The 18,259-nt window shown below is 69.8% G+C and carries 19 protein-coding genes; 17 read left to right on the top strand and 2 right to left on the bottom strand.

Annotated elements, in window-relative coordinates; genetic code table 11:
- Positions 1-63: 63 nt before the first annotated feature.
- Complete coding sequence (locus ACWEPG_RS05800) at positions 64-1,473, bottom strand: NAD(P)/FAD-dependent oxidoreductase (protein WP_450116796.1); 1,410 nt, start codon at positions 1,471-1,473, stop codon at positions 64-66.
- Positions 1,474-1,704: 231 nt separating this feature from the next.
- Here ACWEPG_RS05800 and gdhA point away from each other — a divergent pair, with 231 nt between their 5' ends.
- Positions 1,705-3,054 carry an NADP-specific glutamate dehydrogenase gene (gdhA, locus tag ACWEPG_RS05795; RefSeq protein ID WP_450116795.1) on the top strand — a complete coding sequence of 450 codons (1,350 nt, stop codon included), beginning with the start codon at positions 1,705-1,707 and terminating at the stop codon, positions 3,052-3,054.
- A 241-nt stretch (positions 3,055-3,295) separates the two neighbouring features.
- Positions 3,296-3,895, top strand: a complete 600-nt coding sequence (locus ACWEPG_RS05790; RefSeq protein ID WP_450113692.1) for a hypothetical protein — start codon at positions 3,296-3,298, stop codon at positions 3,893-3,895.
- Between the two features lie 52 nt (positions 3,896-3,947).
- Here the strand turns inward: ACWEPG_RS05790 and ACWEPG_RS05785 are convergent, their stop codons facing one another.
- On the bottom strand, positions 3,948-4,952 hold the full coding sequence (locus tag ACWEPG_RS05785; RefSeq protein WP_452594042.1) for a tyrosine-type recombinase/integrase: 1,005 nt from the start codon (positions 4,950-4,952) through the stop codon (positions 3,948-3,950).
- A gap of 107 nt (positions 4,953-5,059) precedes the next feature.
- On the opposite strand from ACWEPG_RS05785, the gene ACWEPG_RS05780 reads away from it, so the two are divergent.
- The 15 genes from ACWEPG_RS05780 (at position 5,060) to ACWEPG_RS05710 (ending at position 18,212) form a co-directional block, all read left to right on the top strand.
- A complete protein-coding gene (locus tag ACWEPG_RS05780) occupies positions 5,060-5,599 on the top strand; it encodes a hypothetical protein (protein ID WP_452594041.1) in 540 nt (179 codons plus the stop codon).
- Between the two features lie 62 nt (positions 5,600-5,661).
- A complete protein-coding gene (locus ACWEPG_RS05775; protein ID WP_450113689.1) occupies positions 5,662-5,991 on the top strand; it encodes a hydrogenase maturation nickel metallochaperone HypA/HybF in 330 nt (109 codons plus the stop codon).
- A gap of 4 nt (positions 5,992-5,995) precedes the next feature.
- Positions 5,996-6,853, top strand: coding sequence for a hydrogenase nickel incorporation protein HypB (hypB, locus tag ACWEPG_RS05770; protein ID WP_452594040.1), 858 nt, complete (start codon positions 5,996-5,998; stop codon positions 6,851-6,853).
- A gap of 118 nt (positions 6,854-6,971) precedes the next feature.
- Entirely contained in the window at positions 6,972-8,027 is a 1,056-nt protein-coding gene (locus ACWEPG_RS05765) for an NADH-quinone oxidoreductase subunit B family protein (RefSeq protein ID WP_452594039.1), read from the top strand.
- Between the two features lie 24 nt (positions 8,028-8,051).
- Positions 8,052-9,848, top strand: a complete 1,797-nt coding sequence (locus ACWEPG_RS05760; RefSeq protein ID WP_452594038.1) for a nickel-dependent hydrogenase large subunit — start codon at positions 8,052-8,054, stop codon at positions 9,846-9,848.
- Between the two features lie 3 nt (positions 9,849-9,851).
- Positions 9,852-10,721, top strand: a complete 870-nt coding sequence (locus ACWEPG_RS05755; protein ID WP_452594037.1) for a NifU family protein — start codon at positions 9,852-9,854, stop codon at positions 10,719-10,721.
- The gene (locus tag ACWEPG_RS05750; RefSeq protein WP_450113684.1) at positions 10,721-11,347 is read left to right on the top strand and encodes a DUF5947 family protein; all 627 of its coding nucleotides are present in this window, start codon (positions 10,721-10,723) and stop codon (positions 11,345-11,347) included. The genes ACWEPG_RS05755 and ACWEPG_RS05750 overlap by 1 nt, the downstream gene beginning before the upstream one ends.
- Entirely contained in the window at positions 11,344-12,000 is a 657-nt protein-coding gene (locus ACWEPG_RS05745) for a DUF6084 family protein (RefSeq protein WP_450113683.1), read from the top strand. Before ACWEPG_RS05750 ends, ACWEPG_RS05745 begins: the two co-directional genes overlap by 4 nt.
- Entirely contained in the window at positions 11,997-13,490 is a 1,494-nt protein-coding gene (locus tag ACWEPG_RS05740) for a hypothetical protein (protein WP_452594036.1), read from the top strand. The genes ACWEPG_RS05745 and ACWEPG_RS05740 overlap by 4 nt, the downstream gene beginning before the upstream one ends.
- Positions 13,487-13,606, top strand: coding sequence for a DUF6893 family small protein (locus ACWEPG_RS05735; RefSeq protein WP_450113681.1), 120 nt, complete (start codon positions 13,487-13,489; stop codon positions 13,604-13,606). The genes ACWEPG_RS05740 and ACWEPG_RS05735 overlap by 4 nt, the downstream gene beginning before the upstream one ends.
- Before the next feature lie 4 nt (positions 13,607-13,610).
- A complete protein-coding gene (locus tag ACWEPG_RS05730; protein WP_450113706.1) occupies positions 13,611-14,126 on the top strand; it encodes a hydrogenase maturation protease in 516 nt (171 codons plus the stop codon).
- Between the two features lie 3 nt (positions 14,127-14,129).
- Complete coding sequence (locus ACWEPG_RS05725) at positions 14,130-14,411, top strand: HypC/HybG/HupF family hydrogenase formation chaperone (RefSeq protein ID WP_450113680.1); 282 nt, start codon at positions 14,130-14,132, stop codon at positions 14,409-14,411.
- Positions 14,408-16,750 carry a carbamoyltransferase HypF gene (gene hypF / locus ACWEPG_RS05720; RefSeq protein ID WP_452594035.1) on the top strand — a complete coding sequence of 781 codons (2,343 nt, stop codon included), beginning with the start codon at positions 14,408-14,410 and terminating at the stop codon, positions 16,748-16,750. Before ACWEPG_RS05725 ends, hypF begins: the two co-directional genes overlap by 4 nt.
- Positions 16,747-17,517, top strand: a complete 771-nt coding sequence (locus tag ACWEPG_RS05715; RefSeq protein ID WP_452594034.1) for a HypC/HybG/HupF family hydrogenase formation chaperone — start codon at positions 16,747-16,749, stop codon at positions 17,515-17,517. The genes hypF and ACWEPG_RS05715 overlap by 4 nt, the downstream gene beginning before the upstream one ends.
- The gene (locus ACWEPG_RS05710) at positions 17,514-18,212 is read left to right on the top strand and encodes a D-sedoheptulose-7-phosphate isomerase (RefSeq protein WP_452594033.1); all 699 of its coding nucleotides are present in this window, start codon (positions 17,514-17,516) and stop codon (positions 18,210-18,212) included. The genes ACWEPG_RS05715 and ACWEPG_RS05710 overlap by 4 nt, the downstream gene beginning before the upstream one ends.
- Positions 18,213-18,259: the final 47 nt, after the last annotated feature.

Here is an 18,259-nt window from a genome sequence, read left to right as displayed (position 1 = left end):
GGGCAAGCACCCGTTGCATCGGGACGGGCCGGGTCGGTGGGATCCAGGGGCGGGTGAATCGCCCTACCCGGCCTTGCCGCGTTCCTCCCCGGTGAACACCGCGCTCGGGTCTCCGATCAGGCCCGCCGCCCGTGCCCGCTCGTAGTCCTGCAGGTCCTCGATCGCGGTGCGGGCGAAAACCTGCTGTTCGGTGGAGGCCATCTGTGCCCGGCCGCGGCCGAGGAACGTCACCGTCCACGACAGGATCGTGGAGAACTTGCTGCGGAACCCGACCAGGTACATCAGGTGGATCACCAGCCACATGATCCAGCCGAGGAACCCGGTGATCTCCAGTTTGCCGACCTTGGCGACGGCGCTGAACCGGGAGATGGTCGCCATCGAGCCCTTGTCGAAGTACTTGAACGGCTGCCGCTCCTCCGGCGGGGTTCCTGCGAGGGTCGCCTTGATCTGCTTGGCGGCGTGCTTGCCGCCCTGCATCGCGACCTGGGCGAGGCCGGGCAGTTTGTCCAGGGCCATCATGTCGCCGATGACGTAGACGTTCGGGTGCCCGGGCAGCGACAGGTCGGGGTTGACGTGCACCCGCCCGGCCCGGTCGATCTCGGCGCCGGACTGCTCGGCGAGTTGCTTGCCGAGCGGGCTGGCCTGCACGCCCGCGGACCATACCTTGCACTGGCAGTCGATCCGGCGCTCGGTGCCGTCCTTGTCCTTGACGACGAGGCCGTCGGCGTCGACGTCGGTGACCATCGCGTTCGGCTGGATCTCGACGCCCATCTTCTCCAGCCTGGCCGCGGCGTTCGCGCTGAGCTTGCCGCCGTACACCGGCAGCACGGTCGGGGCGCCGTCGAGGAGGATCACCTTGGCCTCGCGGGGGTCGATGTGCCGGAACGCGCCCGCGAGCGTCCGATTCGCCAGTTCGGCGATCTGACCGGCGAGCTCGACGCCGGTGGGGCCTGCACCGACCACCACGAAGGTCAGCAGCCGGGCACGTTCGGCGGGATCGTCGGACAGCTCGGCCTCCTCGAACGCGCCGAGGATCCGCCCGCGCAGTTCGAGTGCGTCGTCGATCGTCTTCATGCCGGGCGCGTACTTCGCGAAGTGATCGTTGCCGAAGTAGGACTGCCCGGCACCGGCGGCGACGATGAGGCTGTCGAACTCGGTCACGGTGTCGCGGCCGAGGAGCCTCGAGGTGACGGTGCGGGCCGTCAGGTCGACGGTTCGCACGTCGCCGAGCAGGACCCGGGCGTTCTTCTGTTTGCGCAGGACGAGCCGCGTGGCCGGTGCGATGTCGCCGACAGAGAGGATGCCGGTGGCCACCTGGTACAGCAGTGGTTGGAACAGGTGGTGGGTGGTGCGGGCGACGAGCGTGATGTCGACGTCGGCGCGTTTGAGTGCCTGGGTGCCGAACAGTCCGCCGAATCCCGAGCCGATGACCACCACGCGGTGCCGGGGGGACTCCACCGAATTGACGCTCATGTGCACACTCCTCGCGCAGATGCCGACGACGCAGCCAACGCTAGTACCGGACCGTTCGCGCGGCCGGATGAGCGCACGCGTGGGCGGCGTGTCGCGATCTTCGGGGAGTTGACTGAAATCTCACATCGGAGAAATTTCACCCATCCCGGGTTGGTGATCAAGGCGGGCCGTGTGCTTACCTTGGCGTTAACTCTGTGTTTCCAATTCTTCACACCTTGAGGAGGGCTGTCTGTGAGTGGGCAGGTCCGTGAGCGCGTCGACCAGTACTTCGACCAGGTCGTGCGCCGTAATGCCGGCGAGCCGGAATTCCACCAGGCGGTCGCCGAGGTCTTCGAGTCGCTCACGGTCGTGCTCGAGCGGCACCCCAATTACGCCGACGGCGCGCTGATCGAGCGTCTCTGCGAGCCGGAGCGGCAGATCATCTTCCGGGTGCCGTGGCAGGACGACAACGGCCAGGTGCACGTCAACCGTGGCTTCCGGGTGCAGTACAACAGCGCGCTCGGCCCGTACAAGGGTGGCCTGCGCTTCCACCCGAGCGTCAACCTGGGCATCGTGAAGTTCCTCGGTTTCGAGCAGATCTTCAAGAACTCGCTCACCGGTCTGCCCATCGGCGGCGGCAAGGGTGGCTCCGACTTCGACCCCAAGGGCAAGTCCGAGTCCGAGATCATGCGTTTCTGCCAGTCGTTCATGACGGAGCTGCAGCGGCACGTCGGTGAGTACACCGACGTGCCCGCCGGTGACATCGGCGTCGGCGGCCGCGAGATCGGCTACCTGTTCGGGCAGTACAAGCGCCTCAACAACTCGTACGAGTCGGGCGTGCTGACCGGCAAGGGCCTGACCTGGGGCGGCTCGATGGTCCGCAAGGAGGCCACCGGCTACGGCGCCGCGTACTTCGTCGCCGAGATGCTCAAGACCGCAGGCACCAGCCTCGACGGCCGCCGCGTGGTGGTCTCCGGCTCCGGCAACGTCGCGATCTACGCGATCGAGAAGGTGCACCAGCTCGGCGGCACCGTCGTCGCCTGCTCGGACTCGTCCGGCTACGTCGTCGACGACAAGGGCATCGACCTCGACCTCCTCAAGGAGATCAAGGAGGTCCGTCGCGGACGCATCTCCGACTACGCCGACGAGCGCGCCGACGCCCAGTTCTACGCCGGCGGCAACGTCTGGAACGTGCCCTGTGACGTGGCGATCCCGTCCGCGACGCAGAACGAGCTCGATGAGACCTCCGCCAAGACCCTTGTCAACAACGGCGTCAAGGTCGTCGCCGAGGGTGCGAACATGCCCACCACCCCGCAGGGCATCGCGGTCTTCCGCGACGCGGGCGTCGCCTTCGCGCCCGGCAAGGCCGCCAACGCCGGTGGCGTCGCCACCTCGGCGCTGGAGATGCAGCAGAACGCTTCCCGCGACTCGTGGAGCTTCGAGTACACCGACGAGCGGCTGTCGAAGATCATGCGCGACATCCACCGCCGCTGCGTGACCACCGCCGACGAGTACGGCAAGCCCGGCGACTACGTGCTCGGCGCGAACATCGCCGGCTTCGTCAAGGTCGCCGACGCCATGTTCGCGCTCGGCGTCATCTGACACGCATCTCGTGAGGGGCCTCGCCGCCCCGCAGACGAACACCGAAAGGCGCCGGGCATCCGCCCGGCGCCTTTCGGTGTTCGTCAGGTATATCGGCACGTCAACGCCGTAAAGGGGGAGACGTCAGGCCGTTCGGTCTCTATTCTAGGTGGTGTTCCTGACGGTCTACGAATCCGTTTCGGGGGCCGTCTTCCCGCAATCGGTGACCGAATCACCGAGCTTTCGGAGTAGGAGCCCCACCATGAAACTTCACAAGGCCGCGGTGCTGTCCGCGGCCGTGGTTGCAGCGATGGGTGTCGGCGCAGGCAACTCCTATGCCAGTGCGGTTCCGGCGCCAGGTGACACACAGGTCGGATACGAGACCTCGGTCCTCCCCGGCGGTCGCTCGGTGGCGACCGTCCTCGACTCGGGAGCCTTCCGGCTGGCGGCGGGTGGCACCGCCGTCGACGTCGTCAACGATGCGGGCACCGCCCTGACCCGGGTGCCCCTCGCCTACGGTGTCGGGGACGATCTCGTCCCGATCGGCGCCACCATCGGACAGGGTGGCAGGGAACTGACCCTGACCCCGCAGATGCCGCCGGTCGGTGTGCATCCCGCGTACAGCCAGGCCGCCTACGACAAGATGGTCGCCGAGATCCAGAAGGGCTGGTTGAACGGCGGACAGTTGAACGCGAACACCGGCGCCGTGATCGGACTGGTGGTGGGGTGCGTCCTGTTCCTCTTCGTCGGATGCCCCCTCGGCGCCGCGATCGGTGGCACCATCGGCGCCGTCACCGGTGTGGTGAACGCGAACCCCGCGGTCCAGCCTGCGGTGTTCGAATTCGTCGCCAGCCTGCCCTGATCGCCGAGATCGCCCGGATCGCAACCCGACCGGAGCGCTCGGTTCCGACGGTTCAGTTCCCGGCCGTGCGGCTCACGAGGTTGTACGCCGGGTTCAGGGCCGCTGCGCCCCTGACTTCGGTGCCCGCACCCGAGGTGTACCGCTGTGTGGTGGTCATCGACTCGTGACCGAGCATGCGCATCAGGGTGTAGACGCTGACGTTCTGATCGGCCATCGCCGTCGCGAAGGTGTGTCGAAGTTGGTGCACCAGAGCGCCTTTCGCGCGATCGCCGTTGATCCCCGCGCGACGGTACGCCCGCTCGACGCGGTACTGGAGGGTGCCTCGGGTGATCCGGGAACCGTCGCGTCCGACGAACATCGGGTCCGAGGCCGCGAAGCGCTGCCACGGCCCGGCATCCGCACGCCGGCGCGCGGTGCCGGGGAACCGCTGCGCGCGGCTGGACAGGTAGTCGCCGAGGACGTCGACGACGACCGGTTCGACTGTGACCACCCGTTGCTTGTTGCCCTTGCCGTGGACGTGGATGACCTTGGCCTGGTCGGCGGCGTCGCGCAGGTCGCCGAGGTCGATGGCGATCAACTCCGCGGAGCGCAGTCCGGTCAGCAGGCCGGTGAGGATCAGCGCGAGATCGCGTTCCGGCCACGCGCGGGCGCCTTCGTCGGGGGCCTGCAGGGTGGTCACGAGGCGTTCGACCGCGTCCGCATGGAACGCCTTGGGTACCGTCTTCGGCGCCTTCGGACGCAACACCGACGACATCGGATTGGCGACGATCGCGTCTGCGGCGAACAAGAAGTCGCACAACATGTTCCAGGTCGACCAGCAGCGGCGGATGGAGGCCGGCTGCCGGGTGTCGGCGTACTCGGCGAATGCGGTTCTCAGGGCCGCCTTGTCGATGACGTCGGGTGTGAGCCGCGCGGCGGAGGTGCCCGCGACGCGGGCGAGGGAGTCGGCCACCGCCCGGTAGTCCTGCCGGTAGGCCCGAAGGGTGTTCGGTGACGGCTTGGCCGTGCTGCGGTAGACGAGGAACTCCTCGAACCAGTCGTGCAGGGATTCGGTCACGTGTTCGATTGTGCCGGAAGGGGCGCACGGTGCGCGAGCGGGTGCCGGAACCCGCCGACGGCAGCGGTCGGCCGGGCGTTGACAGCCGTCAACAGTAGGATCGGCGCGTGGATCCCGACATGTGCGCGTACCGGTACTCGTTCGTCACCGGGGTTCTTCCCGTGCGGGTGGAGGACCGGGTGCGCGACGAGCTCGGTGGGGTGATCGCGGATCACGGCCCGTTGCAGGTGGTCACGGCGAGCGGAACGGGGTATCGCGGGTACGCGGCCGGTATCGACCTCGTCGCACGGCTCAGCGAGCTCGGCGTCGACGTCGAACGCACGCAACCGGACCTGGTGGACCGTCGGCTGATCGCGCAGCGCGCCGGCTGCACGAGGCAGGCGGTCGCACTGTGGGTGAACGGGCAGCGGCACCAGGGGGACCCGTTTCCGTTGCCGTTCAACCTCACGCTGGGCCAGACCTGGCTGTGGGGTGAGGTGCAGGCATGGCTGGTCCGACGGGGTGTCGCAGTGGACGACACCGTCGCCATCCCCACGATGCGCGATCACATGCGCGTCGATTCGCACATCGCGCACCGGCGGGCCGACTACCGCGTGATCGCCGCCCGCGCCCGCGGGTCTGAAGACCCGGAGGGCGATTCCGGGTAACCGGTGCCGGTGTCGGGCCTATCGTGGACACCAGCGGCAAATCGGGTGGAGTGGGGCCGCGGATGCATGAATTGTCGATCGCGCAGAGCGTCGTGGACGCGGTGTGCGAGCGCGCAGGCGACCGTCGCGTGCACAGCGTGCGCGTGGAGGTCGGAGTGCTGTGCGCGGTGATCCCCGACTCGATGCAGTTCTGTTTCGAGTTGGTCACCGCGGGCACCGTCGCCGAGGGCGCCCGGCTGGACATAGACACCCCTGCGGGGGCGGGACACTGCCGCGCGTGCGGTTCGGACTTTCCCCTGTCCGATCCGATTCTGTTGTGCGCCTGCGGAAGTGCCGATGTCCAGGTTCGGTCGGGCCGGGAGCTGCGAATCGTGTCGATGGAAGTGAGCTGAAGCGATGTGTGCCACCTGCGGCTGCGGCGAGGAGGCGGGACCGCGTGTGACGGTTCCCGGCGAGCACGAGCACGAGCACGAGCACGAGCACGAGCACGGTCACGAGCACGAGCACGAGCACGAGCACGGTCACGAGCACGAGCACGAGCACGACCACGGTCATGGCCACGGCCACGGCCACGAGCACGACCATTCGCGGCCCCGGACCGAGACCGTCATGCTCGAACAGCAGGTGCTCGCGAAGAACGACCTGCTCGCCGCGCGTACCCGCGGTTGGCTCGACGATCGGGGCGTGACGGCGGTCAACGTGATGAGCTCGCCCGGGGCGGGGAAGACGACGCTCCTCGAACGGACGATCGGTGACCTGCGGGCGACGACACAGATCTCGGTGATCGAGGGCGACCAGGAAACCCTGCTCGACGCGGAACGCATCCGCTCCACCGGTTGCGCAGTGGTGCAGGTCAACACCGGCGCCGGCTGTCACCTCGACGCGCAGATGATGCACGATGCGCTCGCCGCACTCGAGCCGGCCTCGGGCACACTGCTGTTCGTGGAGAACGTCGGGAACCTGGTGTGCCCGGCGCTGTTCGACCTCGGGGAGCGGTCCAAGGTGGTGGTCATCTCGACACCCGAGGGAACGGACAAGCCGCTGAAGTACCCGCACATCTTCGCGGCCGCGGATCTGGTGATCGTCAACAAGGTGGACCTGCTGCCGTACGTGAACTTCGATCTCGAAACCTGTACGCGCCACGCGAGATCGGTCAATCCCGATGTGGAGCTGATCGCACTGTCCGCCACCACCGGCGAAGGTCTCGACCGGTGGTACCGCTGGCTGGCCGACGGGTGCGGGGCGAGCACGTGATTCGTTGACATCCACCGTCGACGAGGGCCTTAATAGAAGGAGCGTTGCGCAGGGAGTTCGATGATCGACTCCGGCGAAGTGAACGTAGGAGTGCTGTGCGCTCCGAAAGGTGGTCGGCATGCCCACATCACAAGCTCAGGCGGCCGAAGAGACTTTGATCCACGTCTTGTGGATCAACGCCGGGCTCAGTTGCGACGGCGATTCCGTGGCACTGACCGCGGCCACTCAACCGAGTGTGGAGGAGATCGCGCTCGGCGCGTTGCCGGGACTGCCGAAAGTGGCGGTGCACTGGCCGCTGATCGATTTCGAGTGCGGCCCCGAGGGCGGCGCGGACGACTTCCTCGAATGGTTCCGCAAGGCCGACCGCGGGGAACTCGAACCGTTCGTGCTGGTGGTCGAGGGGTCGATTCCCAACGAGAAGCTGCACGACGAGGGCTACTGGTGCGGCTTCGGCAACAACGAGGAGACGGGTCAGCCGATCACCACCAGCGAGTGGCTGGACCGGCTCGCGCCCAAGGCCACTGCGGTCGTCGCGGCGGGCACGTGCGCCACGTACGGCGGGATCCACGCGATGGCAGGCAATCCGACCGGAGCGATGGGCGTGCCGGACTACCTCGGCTGGGAATGGAAGTCGAAGGCGGGCATCCCCATCGTGTGCGTTCCCGGATGCCCGATCCAGCCGGACAACCTGTCGGAGACGCTGACGTACCTGCTGTACATGGCCACCGACCAGGCCCCGATGATCCCGCTCGACGAGGCGCTGCGTCCACAGTGGTTGTTCGGCGCCACGGTGCACGAGGGCTGCGACCGCGGCGGATACTACGAGCAGGGTGAGTTCACCACCGAGTACGGATCCCCGGAATGCCTTGTGAAACTGGGTTGCTGGGGTCCGGTCGTCAAGTGCAACGTGCCCAAGCGTGGCTGGATGAGCGGCATCGGAGGCTGCCCGAACGTGGGCGGGATCTGCATCGGCTGCACCATGCCCGGCTTCCCGGACAAGTTCATGCCGTTCATGGACGAGCCGCCCGGTGGCCTGCTCTCGAGTACGGCCTCCGGTGTGTACGGATCGGTCATTCGGCGTCTGCGCAGCATCACCGCTCGCACGCTGGATGACGAGCCGCATTGGCGTACCCCGGGCTCGACGCTGGAAACGGGAGCAGTACGTACCTGGTAGACCGACCTCTCGAGAGGCAGATCGATGACCGAGATCATCCCCGAGCCGTCGCACAAGCAGACGGATTCCGGCGGCCTCGTGGAGATGGCCTGGGATCCGATCACCCGCATCGTCGGCAGCCTCGGCATCTACACCAAGATCGACTTCGAGAACAAGCAAGTGGCCGAGTGCCACAGCACCTCGTCGATCTTCCGTGGGTACTCGCTGTTCATGAAGGGCAAGGATCCTCGGGACGCCCACTTCATCACCAGCCGCATCTGCGGCATCTGCGGTGACAACCACGCGACCTGCTCCTGCTACACGCAGAACATGGCGTATGGGGTCAAGCCGCCGCACCTCGGGGAATGGATCGTCAACCTCGGCGAGGCCGCGGAGTACATGTTCGACCACAACATCTTTCAGGAGAACCTGGTCGGCGTCGACTACTGCGAGAAGATGGTGTCCGAGACCAACCCGGGTGTCCTGGCGAAGGCCGAGAACGCCCGTGCCCCGCGCGAGGACCAGCACGGCTACCGCACCGTCGCCGACATCATGCGTTCCCTCAACCCGTTCACCGGGGAGTTCTACCGCGAGGCCCTGCAGGTGAGCCGCTCGACCCGGGAGATGTTCTGTCTCATGGAGGGACGCCACGTGCACCCGTCCACCCTGTACCCGGGCGGGGTCGGCACTGTCGCGACGGTCCAGTTGATGACCGACTACATGACCCGGCTCATGCGCTACGTCGAGTTCATGAAGAAGGTCGTCCCGATGCACGACGATCTGTTCGACTTCTTCTACGAGGCGCTGCCGGGCTACGAGAAGGTGGGCCTGCGGCGTACCCTCCTCGGTTGCTGGGGGTCGTTCCAGGACCCGGAGGCGTGCAATTTCGCCTACCGCGACATGGAGGACTGGGGCCGGAAGATGTTCGTCACCCCGGGCGTGGTCGTCGACGGGAAACTGGTGACCACCTCGCTGGTCGACATCAACCTCGGCCTGCGGATCCTGCTCGGCTCGTCGTACTACGAGGACTGGTCCGATCAGGAGACCTTCGTCGCGACCGATCCGCTGGGCAACCCGGTGGACCGACGTCACCCCTGGAACCAGCACACGAACCCGCGTCCGCAGAAGCGCGACCTGGAGGACAAGTACAGCTGGGTGATGTCGCCGCGCTGGTTCGACGGCACCGATCACCTCGCCCTCGACACCGGCGGCGGACCCCTCGCCCGGCTGTGGTCGACGGCGCTGGCCGGCCTGGTCGACATCGGCTACGTCAAGTCCACAGGCTCGAGCGTGCAGATCAACCTCCCCAAGACCGCGCTCAAGGGACCGGTCACCCTCGAGTGGAAGATCCCAGAGCACGGCAGCAACACCCTCGAACGCAACCGGGCCCGCACCTACTTCCAGGCATACGCCGCCGCGTGTGCGCTGCACTTCGCGGAGCAGGCACTCACCGAGATCCGGGCCGGCCGCACCAAGACCTGGGAAACCTTCGAGGTGCCCGACGAGGGCATCGGCTGCGGATTCACCGAGGCCGTGCGCGGTGTCCTCTCACACCACATGGTGATCCGCGACGGGAAGATCGCGAACTACCACCCGTATCCGCCGACGCCGTGGAACGCCAGCCCCCGCGACAGCTACGGCACCCCCGGTCCGTACGAGGACGCGGTGCAGGGGCAGCCGATCTTCGAGGAGAACGACCGCGAGCACTTCAAGGGCATCGACATCATGCGTACGGTGCGCAGTTTCGACCCGTGCCTGCCCTGCGGGGTGCACATGTACCTCGGTGGCGGGAAGACCCTCGAGAAGCTGCACTCGCCGACCCAGTCGCTCACCGGGGAGTGACGGATGGAGCGGTGGCGGGAGTCGGGTGAACGAATCGAGGCGTTGCTGGACGCGAGTTCCGCCGCCGGGCCGGCGGCCCGGGGACGCGCCGAGGACCTCGTCCGGGAGGTGATGGGCCTCTACGGCGCGGGGCTGGCGAGGATCCGCGACCTGGCGGCCCGAGACCCGGAGTTGACGGACGAACTCGCCCGAGACGACCTCGTAGCCAGCCTGCTGCTCGTACACGGCCTGCACCCGCACGACGCGCCGACCCGGATCCGCACCGCACTCGACGCGGTGCGCCCCTATCTGGGATCGCACGGCGGTGACGTGGAACTGGTCGAGGTCAGTGGAGGTGTGGCCCGGCTGCGTCTGCTGGGCAGCTGCCACGGCTGCCCGTCGTCCGCGGTGACCCTCGAACTCGCCGTGCAGGACGCGGTGCGAGCGGCGGCGCCCGAGGTCACCGAACTCGAGGTCGAGACGGCCGCCGAACCGGATCCCGCGGTGATCCCGGCCGACGCACTGTTCACCCGGGTGCACGCGGGCTCAGGGGGAACCTGGTGCGCGGCACCGGAACTCGACCGGCTCGCCGAGGGTGACGTGGGAGGCTTCGCCGTCGCGGGACAGCAGGTGCTCGCCTGTCGTCTCTCCGGTGAGATCCTCGCCTACCGCGACCGCTGCCCGGCATGCACCCACACGTTCGCCGGGGCGGTGCTGCACCGCGGAGCGTTGGCCGGCGCCGCCGTCCTGCGGTGCCCGCACTGCTCGGCGCACTTCGACGTCCGCGGCGCCGGGGCACGGATAGACGCCGGCACCGACGACCACCTCGACCCGGTGCCGGTCCTGGTGCGGGACGGGGTGCTGTCCGTCGCGATGCCCGCCGGAGTGCCGTGATGTCGTCCCCGTTCGAGGTACTGCAGCGACTGTCCGCGCCGCGCCCGGCCGGGGAGCGCTGCGAAATGTGCGCGGTCGGTGTCGGCGCCGGGCACGCCCACGTCGTCGACGTCCGGGCGCGGCAGCTGATGTGCGTGTGCAGGCCCTGCTATCTGCTGTTCACCGACCCGGACGCGGACCTGCACTACCGGGCGGTGCCGGAGCGTTACCTGTCCTTCCCGGACTTCGCGCTGGCCTCCGGACAGTGGGCGGCCCTCGAGATCCCCGTGGGCCTGGCGTTCTTCTTCCACAACTCGGTCCTCGGCCGGACCGTCGCGCTCTACCCCGGACCGGCCGGCGCGACCGAATCGGAACTGCCCCTCGACACCTGGGAGCGGGTCCGCGCCGACAACCCGTCGCTCGTGACCCCGCAGCCGGACGTCGAGGCACTGCTCCTGCGAGCGCCCCGCCGCGGCGCCGCCGACTGCCATCTGGTGCCCATCGACGCCTGCTACGAGTTGGTGGGTCGGCTGCGCCGCGTCTGGCGCGGCTTCGACGGCGGCTCCGACGCCCGCGCCGAACTCGACAACTACTTCGCCGAGATCGCGCGGCGCAGCCGGCCCGTCCCGGCGAGGGGCCCGTCGTGACATCCCTGGAGTTCGAGGTCGCTCGTATCGAGCCCGAACCGTATGCCGTCACCCCGAACCTGGTGGCCCGCATCCGCATCCGCGAAACGACCGGCGCGGCGGTGCACAGCGTCGCGCTGCGCTGCCAGGTGCGTCTGGAACCGGGACGTCGCCGCTACGAGCCGGACGCCGCCGACACCCTGGGTGACCTGTTCGGCACCCGCGACCGCTGGGGCGGCACACTGTCGTCGTTCTCGTGGCTGCAGACCGCGACGATGGTGCCCCGATTCCAGGACGAGTGCGAGACAACCCTGCCGCTGCCGTGCACCTACGACTTCGAGGTCGCGGCGACCCGGTATCTGAACGCTCTCCCCGACGGTGCGGTGCCGTTGCTGCTGCTGTTCAGTGGCATGGTGTTCACCCAGGGGCCGACCGGGACGGTCGTCGAGCCCGTGCCCTGGGACCGCGAGGCCCGCTTCGACATGCCGGTGACGGTGTGGCACCAGATGGTGCGAACCCACTTTCCCGCGACCGGCTTCGCCCGCCTCGGCCACGACACCCTGGCCGCGCTGACCCGATACAAGGTCGCACACGGTCACACCGACTTCGACGCGGCGGTCTCCGCACTGCTGGCCGAGAGCACGGCGCGCGGACCGGGGGAGGTGGCGTCGTGAAGGGCGCCACTCCGGAAGCCGGTCGTTCCGCGGGCTCCACTCCGGACCCGGTCCGGGCCGTCGCCGATGCCGTGCTCTACGAGGGCTACCTGCTCTACCCGTACCGGGCGAGTTCCCGTAAGAACTACTCGCGGTGGCAGTTCGGCGTGCTCGGCCCGCCCGGTGCCGCCGCGGCCGGATTCGGCGAGGAACCGACACTGGCGGCGCAGTGCGTGCTGCGCACACTCGGCGCGGGCACGACGATCGACGTGGCGCTCCGCTTCCTGCAGCTGCAGACACGGACGGTGCAGCGCCGGGACGGGGACGGCCACGTCACCGTCGACGAACTGACCGTCGCGAACCGAACCTGGATCGGCTGGGACGAGGCCGTGGAGGTCGAGGTCCCCATCGGCCCCCTGCCCGTGACGACCGAGCCGCCCGTGACGACCGAACCGGCGGTGCACACGATCGCGATCGCCGTCCCCGGCGGCGACGACGTCGAACCGCTCACCGCGCCGGACGGGACGCCGGCCGGCCGCGTGCTGCGCCGGCGGTGGCCACTGTGTGCCGTGCTCCGCGTGGAGACCGCCGTCCCGGACGGTTCCGGCGCCCCGCTGCGACTGGACCTCACCGTCGAGAACACCGGCGCGCCGCCCGGCGACGCCACCGACGCGTTGCGTCGGTCGCTGCTCGGCGCACACCTGATCGTCACCGCCGGCGCCGGGCGGTTCGTCTCGCTGCTCGAACCACCCACCGACGCCGCCGATCTCGCGACCGGCTGCATGCACTCGCGCTGCTTCCCGGTCCTCGCCGGAGACCACGACCCCGCCACCCCCGGCGAGGCCGAGACGATGCTGGTGTCGCCGATCATCCTGTACGACCACCCCCGGATCGCCGACCAGAGCGGCGGGGACCTGTTCGACGCCACCGAGATCGACGAGATCCTCACCCTGCGGGTCCTGACCCTCACCGACGACGAGAAGGCCGAGGCCCGCGCCACCGATCCCCGCGCCGGCCGGATCGTCGACCGCTGCGAGACGATGACCCCCGCCGACATGCAGGCCCTGCACGGCACCCTCCGCGACCCGCACGGTGACACGGTGTGCGACCCGCACGGTGACACGGTGTGCGACCCGCACGGTGACACGGTGTGCGACCCGCACGGTGACGGCGGGCTGATTCCCGACGTGCCCGACGGTGTCGACTGGTGGACACCCGAGGCCGACACCAGCGTCCGACCCGAGACGGACGGAGTGCTCGTCGGCGGTGCGCGCGTCGCCAAGGGCAGCCTGGTGCGCCTGCACCCCTCACGCCGCGCCGACGCCCAGGACCTGTTCTTCGCCGGCCGCATCGCGCGGGTGTCCACCGTGCACGCCGACGTCGACGGCGACACCCACGTCGGGGTCGTGCTCGTCGACGATCCGGCCGCCGACCTCCACGACTGGTACGGGCGCTACCTGTACTTCGCACCCGACGAGCTCGAGCCGATCACAAGGAATGGGGAGTCATGAGATTCATGGGAAAGCTGACCACCCTGGCCCTGGCCGCCGCCGCAGCCGCCGCGGTCGCCGTCACGGTGCAGTCGCTGCCGGACATCCAGCGGTACCTGCGGATCCGGAAGATGTGAGGACCTGCGCGTGCGCATCCTGGTGGCGGGCATCGGCAACATCTTCCTCGGCGACGACGGCTTCGGCCCCGAGGTCGTGCGACGGCTGGCGGCCGGCACCCACGAGACGATCGCACCCGGAACCCGTGTGGTGGACTACGGGATCCGCGGCATGCACCTCGCCTACGACCTGCTCGACGGGTGGGACGCCCTCGTCCTCGTCGACGCCGTCCCCGACACCGGCGACCCGGGTGCGCTGCGCGTCTTCGAGGCCGACACCACCGACCGCGGCGGCGGTGGCCTCGACGCCCACGCCATGGACCCGGCAGCCGTTTTCGCCGGCCTCGCCGCGCTCGGCGGGCACCCGCCGCCCACCGTCGTGGTCGGGTGCCAGGCCGCGAACGTCGCCGAGACCCTCGGCCTCTCGCCCGCGGTCGCCGCAGCCGTCGACCCCGCCGTCGCCGCCGTCCACCGGACCCTGAAGCTCCTCGACGACCGCGGCACCGTCGGTGTCGCCGCGGCCGGCGGGAAAGAGGGCTGACCGATGTGCCTGGGCATCCCGGGACAGGTGATCCGAAAGCTCGACGGCTACGCCGGGCAACTCGCCCTCGTCGACGTCGCCGGTGAGCAGCGCAAAGTGAACATCGGCATGCTCGACGACCCCGAACTCGGCCCGGGCGACTGGATAGTCATCCACATGGGCTTCGCGATGGACCGGGTGGACGAGGCCGGCGCGCAGCGGGCGATGGCCGGGCTCGAACTGATCGGGCGCCCCCGAAACGATCAGGGGCACCGCCCGCGTGACGAGCCGGGGACCTCGCCGTGAAGTCGCTGGTCGAGCGACGGCGCCTGACGGTCCGTGGCGTGGTCCAGGGCGTCGGGTTCCGGCCGTTCGTCGCCGGACTGGCCCGCGAGCTGCGCCTCGGCGGGTACTGCGGCAACGACGACGGCGGGGTGTTCCTCGAGATCGAGGGCGACGCGGCGGATCTGGACGAGTTCGCTCGCCGCCTCCGCGACGATGCGCCGCCGCTCGCGCTGCTCGCCGAGGTGACCGGCGCGGCGCGACCCCCACGGGGTGAGCGCGACTTCCGCATCGTGGACAGCCACCGCACCGACGGTGCGCGCACCCTGATCCCGCCGGACGTGGCGACCTGCGCCGACTGCCTGCGGGAACTGCACGACCCCACCGACCGGCGCCATCGGCACCCGTTCGTCAACTGCACGAACTGCGGTCCGCGCTACACGGTGATCACCGACCTGCCCTACGACCGGCCGGCCACCACGATGGCGCGATTCGAGATGTGCCCGAACTGTGCCCGCGAGTACGCCGACCCCACCGACCGCCGCTACCACGCGCAACCGATCTGCTGCCCGGACTGCGGGCCGCGGATCTTCGCCGAACGCGACGGGATCCGCATCGACGGCGACGACGTGGTGCTGACCACGGTCCAGACGGCCCTCGCCGCCGGAGACATCGTGGCGGTCAAGGGGATCGGCGGCTTCCACCTGCTGTGCGACGCGACGAACCCCGCGGCCGTGGCGCGTCTGCGGGACCGCAAGCGCCGGCCCTGCAAGCCGTTCGCGGTGATGGCGCCGGACGTCGCCGCGGTCGCCGCGCTCTGCGCGCTGTCCGATGCCGAGGAGACCGTGCTGACCGGCCCGGCCCGGCCCATCGTGTTGCTGCGGACGCGCCCCGGCGCGGTGGTCGCCGACGCGGTCGCGCCCGGACTCGACGAACTCGGGGTGATGCTGCCGTACACCCCGCTGCACCACCTGCTCTTCGCGCCGGTGCCCGACCGTGACGCCCGGGTGCCGCGACTGCTGGTCGCGACGTCGGGCAACCTGTCCGGCGAACCGTTGTGCACCGACAACGACGACGCCCGGACCCGGCTCGGACCGATCGCCGACCTGTTCCTGCTGCACGACCGGGACATCGCCGTGCCCTGCGAGGACTCGGTGGTCGCGGTTGCCGACGGCGCGGAACTGCCGCTGCGCCGCTCCCGCGGATTCGCACCGATGCCGGTGCTGCTGGGTGAATCGGCGCCGGTGGTGCTCGCGGTGGGCGCCGAGGTGAAGAACACCTTCTGCCTGACGCGGCAGGACTACGCCTTCTGCTCGGCCCACCTCGGGGACATGGGCACCGTCGAGAGCAGGCGGGCCTTCGAGACGTCGGTCGCGCAGTTGACCGCGCTGCACGGGGTCACTCCCGAGGTGGTGGTGGCCGACGCGCATCCCGGCTACACGACCCGGCAGTGGGCCGAACGTCATGCCGAGGCCCACGGCCTGGACCTGCACACGGCCGCGCACCACCACGCGCACGTCGCCTCCCTGCTCGCCGAGCACCGGCGGCTCGGGACCGCGGTCCTGGGGATCGCCTTCGACGGCACCGGATACGGCTGCGACCGCACGGTGTGGGGCGGTGAGCTGCTGCTGGTCGGCCCGGACCCCCTCGACGCCCGCCGGGTCGGACACCTGCGCCAGTTCCCGCTGCCCGGCGGCGACATCGCGGTGCGCACCCCGGCGCGCGTCGCGCTGGCCGTGCTGCGGGAGGCAGGCATCACCGAGATCGACGACCTGCCGCCCGCGACCGCGCTCGGCGCGGACGAGCGCGCGCTGGTGGACTCGCAACTGACCACCGGTGCCGGCTGCGTGCGCACCACCAGCGCCGGGAGACTATTCGACGCGGCGGCCTCCGTGCTGGGCGTGCGGCACCGGATCAGCTACGAGGCGCAGGCCGCGATCGAGCTCGAGGCACTGGCGCGCAGCGCCGCGGACCCGCTGGCGCTCCCGTGGGCGGTGCACGGCGAGGAACTCGACTGGACGCACACCGTCGCCCACCTCGTCGACGGAGTCCGGCACGGTATCCCCGCGGCGACACTCGCCGCGGGCTTCCACCTCGCGCTGGCGGCCGGGACGGCCGAGCTGGCCTCCCGGGCGGCCGACGCGGCCGGGGTGCACACGATAGGGCTCACGGGCGGCGTGTTCCAGAATCGGGTGCTGCTGAGCGCGATTCGAAGCATGCTGCAGGACAACGGGTTCGAAGTCCTCACCCACAGGCGGGTGCCGCCGAACGACGGTGGTCTCTCGCTGGGCCAGGCCGCACTCGGTGCCGCCTGGGCGCGGAGCCGGGTAGCGGAGCGCGAGGGAAGGGGGCGAGCGCGATGACCGCGACCGACCGGACAACCGGCCCCGACCCCGACCCCATCGGGCCGGAACTGGCCGCCGATCTCGCCGACACCGCGCTGGCCCTGGCCCGCCGATTCCACGCCGGCGCCACCCTGTGGGTGGTCTCCCCGCAGTGGGAACCGCACGCCCACCACGTGGCGGTCGAGTTCGTGCACCCGGTGATCATGGGCAAACGCGCGCTGCCGTCGGTGTCGCTGGTGGAGCCGGACCCCGTGGCCCAGTGTCGCGTCGCCACCCGCCCGGGCGACGTGATCCTCGCCGTTGCCTCCGCCGACCAGCAGGCCGTCCGCGAGATCGTGCGGCGCGCCCCCGCGTGGGGCGCCGACACGATCTGGATCGGCTGCGGCCCCCGCCCGGCGCCCGGCGCCGCCACCCACGTGCTGTGGGTGGACTCGGACGACCCGATGGTGCCCGCTACCGGCCGGTTCGTGCTGCTCTATCACCTGCTGTGGGAACTGACCCACGTGTGCTTCGAACATCCCGGGCTGCTGACCGCTCCCGACTGCACCGACGAGGTGTGTGTCACCTGCGGCGACGAGGGCAGGCTCGGCGAGGTCGTATGGGTGGCCGACGACACCGGGACCGCGCCGGTGCGCACCGCGGACGGGCAGGAGCAGGTCGACGTCTCGCTGCTCGGCCGCGTCGCCGCCGGCGACCTGGTGCTGGTGCACGGCGGGGTGGCGATCACGCGACTCGACACCGGGGACCTCGAGGCCGGGCCGCGTGAGAGTGGGGAGGAGCCGTGACCACCGAACCGGAGAACACGGCGAACACTGCGCCGGAGAACACCGACTTCCTCTACCCGTTCATCGACGCCCAAGAGCGTGATGCCACCGCGCTGCTGCGCGACCTCGCCGCGTCGGCTCGCGGGAAGGCGACCGAAAGCGCTCGCCTGCAACGTGTCTCGCTCGACGAGTACGGGGTGGCGATCGCCGTGGCGGGCCGACGCATGGCGGAGCGCTTTGCTCGTGGTGGACGCCTCTACACCTTCGGCAACGGCGGCAGCTCGACCGACGCGGCGACCCTGGCGACCCTGTTCAGCCGGCCCGCGCGGGGGAGGGCGGTACCCGCCTGGTCGTTGGCGGCGGACCAGGCGGTGGTGACCGCTCTGGGCAACGATGTCGGCTTCGACCTGATCTTCTCGCGGCAGATCATCGCGCACGCCCACGAGCACGACGTGGCGATCGCCCTGTCCACCTCCGGCAATTCCGACGACCTGATGACGGCGCTGACCGAGGCGCGTTCCCGCGGCCTGCTCACGATCGGTTTCGCCGGACACGACGGCGGCCGGATGGCCGCGACCGATCACCTCGACTTCTGTATCACGGTCCGCTCGCAGAGCATCCACCGGATCCAGGAGAGCCACGCCCTGCTCGGGTACCGGCTGTGGTCGGTCGCGCAGGCAGCCCTGACGGAGACCGACGTGGGAGGTCGGCCATGAGCGCGGAGACCGACGTGGGAGGTCGGCCATGAGCGCGGAGACCGACG

This window comes from Rhodococcus sp. NPDC004095, from assembly GCF_053604015.1.
The sequence above is the reverse complement of the archived record's forward strand: the minus strand, read 5'-3'. Positions and strand labels throughout refer to the sequence as shown.

What these genes read in the sequence shown, in the direction of transcription:
- ACWEPG_RS05765 (WP_452594039.1), top strand. Translation starts at nt 6,972, where the DNA reads ATGCCCACATCACAAGCTCAGGCGGCCGAAGAGACTTTGATCCACGTC.
- ACWEPG_RS05755 (WP_452594037.1), top strand. Translation starts at nt 9,852, where the DNA reads ATGGAGCGGTGGCGGGAGTCGGGTGAACGAATCGAGGCGTTGCTGGAC.
- ACWEPG_RS05760 (WP_452594038.1), top strand. Translation starts at nt 8,052, where the DNA reads ATGACCGAGATCATCCCCGAGCCGTCGCACAAGCAGACGGATTCCGGC.
- ACWEPG_RS05725 (WP_450113680.1), top strand. Translation starts at nt 14,130, where the DNA reads ATGTGCCTGGGCATCCCGGGACAGGTGATCCGAAAGCTCGACGGCTAC.
- ACWEPG_RS05715 (WP_452594034.1), top strand. Translation starts at nt 16,747, where the DNA reads ATGACCGCGACCGACCGGACAACCGGCCCCGACCCCGACCCCATCGGG.
- ACWEPG_RS05800 (WP_450116796.1), bottom strand. Translation starts at nt 1,473, where the DNA reads ATGAGCGTCAATTCGGTGGAGTCCCCCCGGCACCGCGTGGTGGTCATC.
- ACWEPG_RS05735 (WP_450113681.1), top strand. Translation starts at nt 13,487, where the DNA reads ATGAGATTCATGGGAAAGCTGACCACCCTGGCCCTGGCCGCCGCCGCA.
- ACWEPG_RS05775 (WP_450113689.1), top strand. Translation starts at nt 5,662, where the DNA reads ATGCATGAATTGTCGATCGCGCAGAGCGTCGTGGACGCGGTGTGCGAG.
- ACWEPG_RS05750 (WP_450113684.1), top strand. Translation starts at nt 10,721, where the DNA reads ATGTCGTCCCCGTTCGAGGTACTGCAGCGACTGTCCGCGCCGCGCCCG.
- ACWEPG_RS05790 (WP_450113692.1), top strand. Translation starts at nt 3,296, where the DNA reads ATGAAACTTCACAAGGCCGCGGTGCTGTCCGCGGCCGTGGTTGCAGCG.
- hypB (WP_452594040.1), top strand. Translation starts at nt 5,996, where the DNA reads ATGTGTGCCACCTGCGGCTGCGGCGAGGAGGCGGGACCGCGTGTGACG.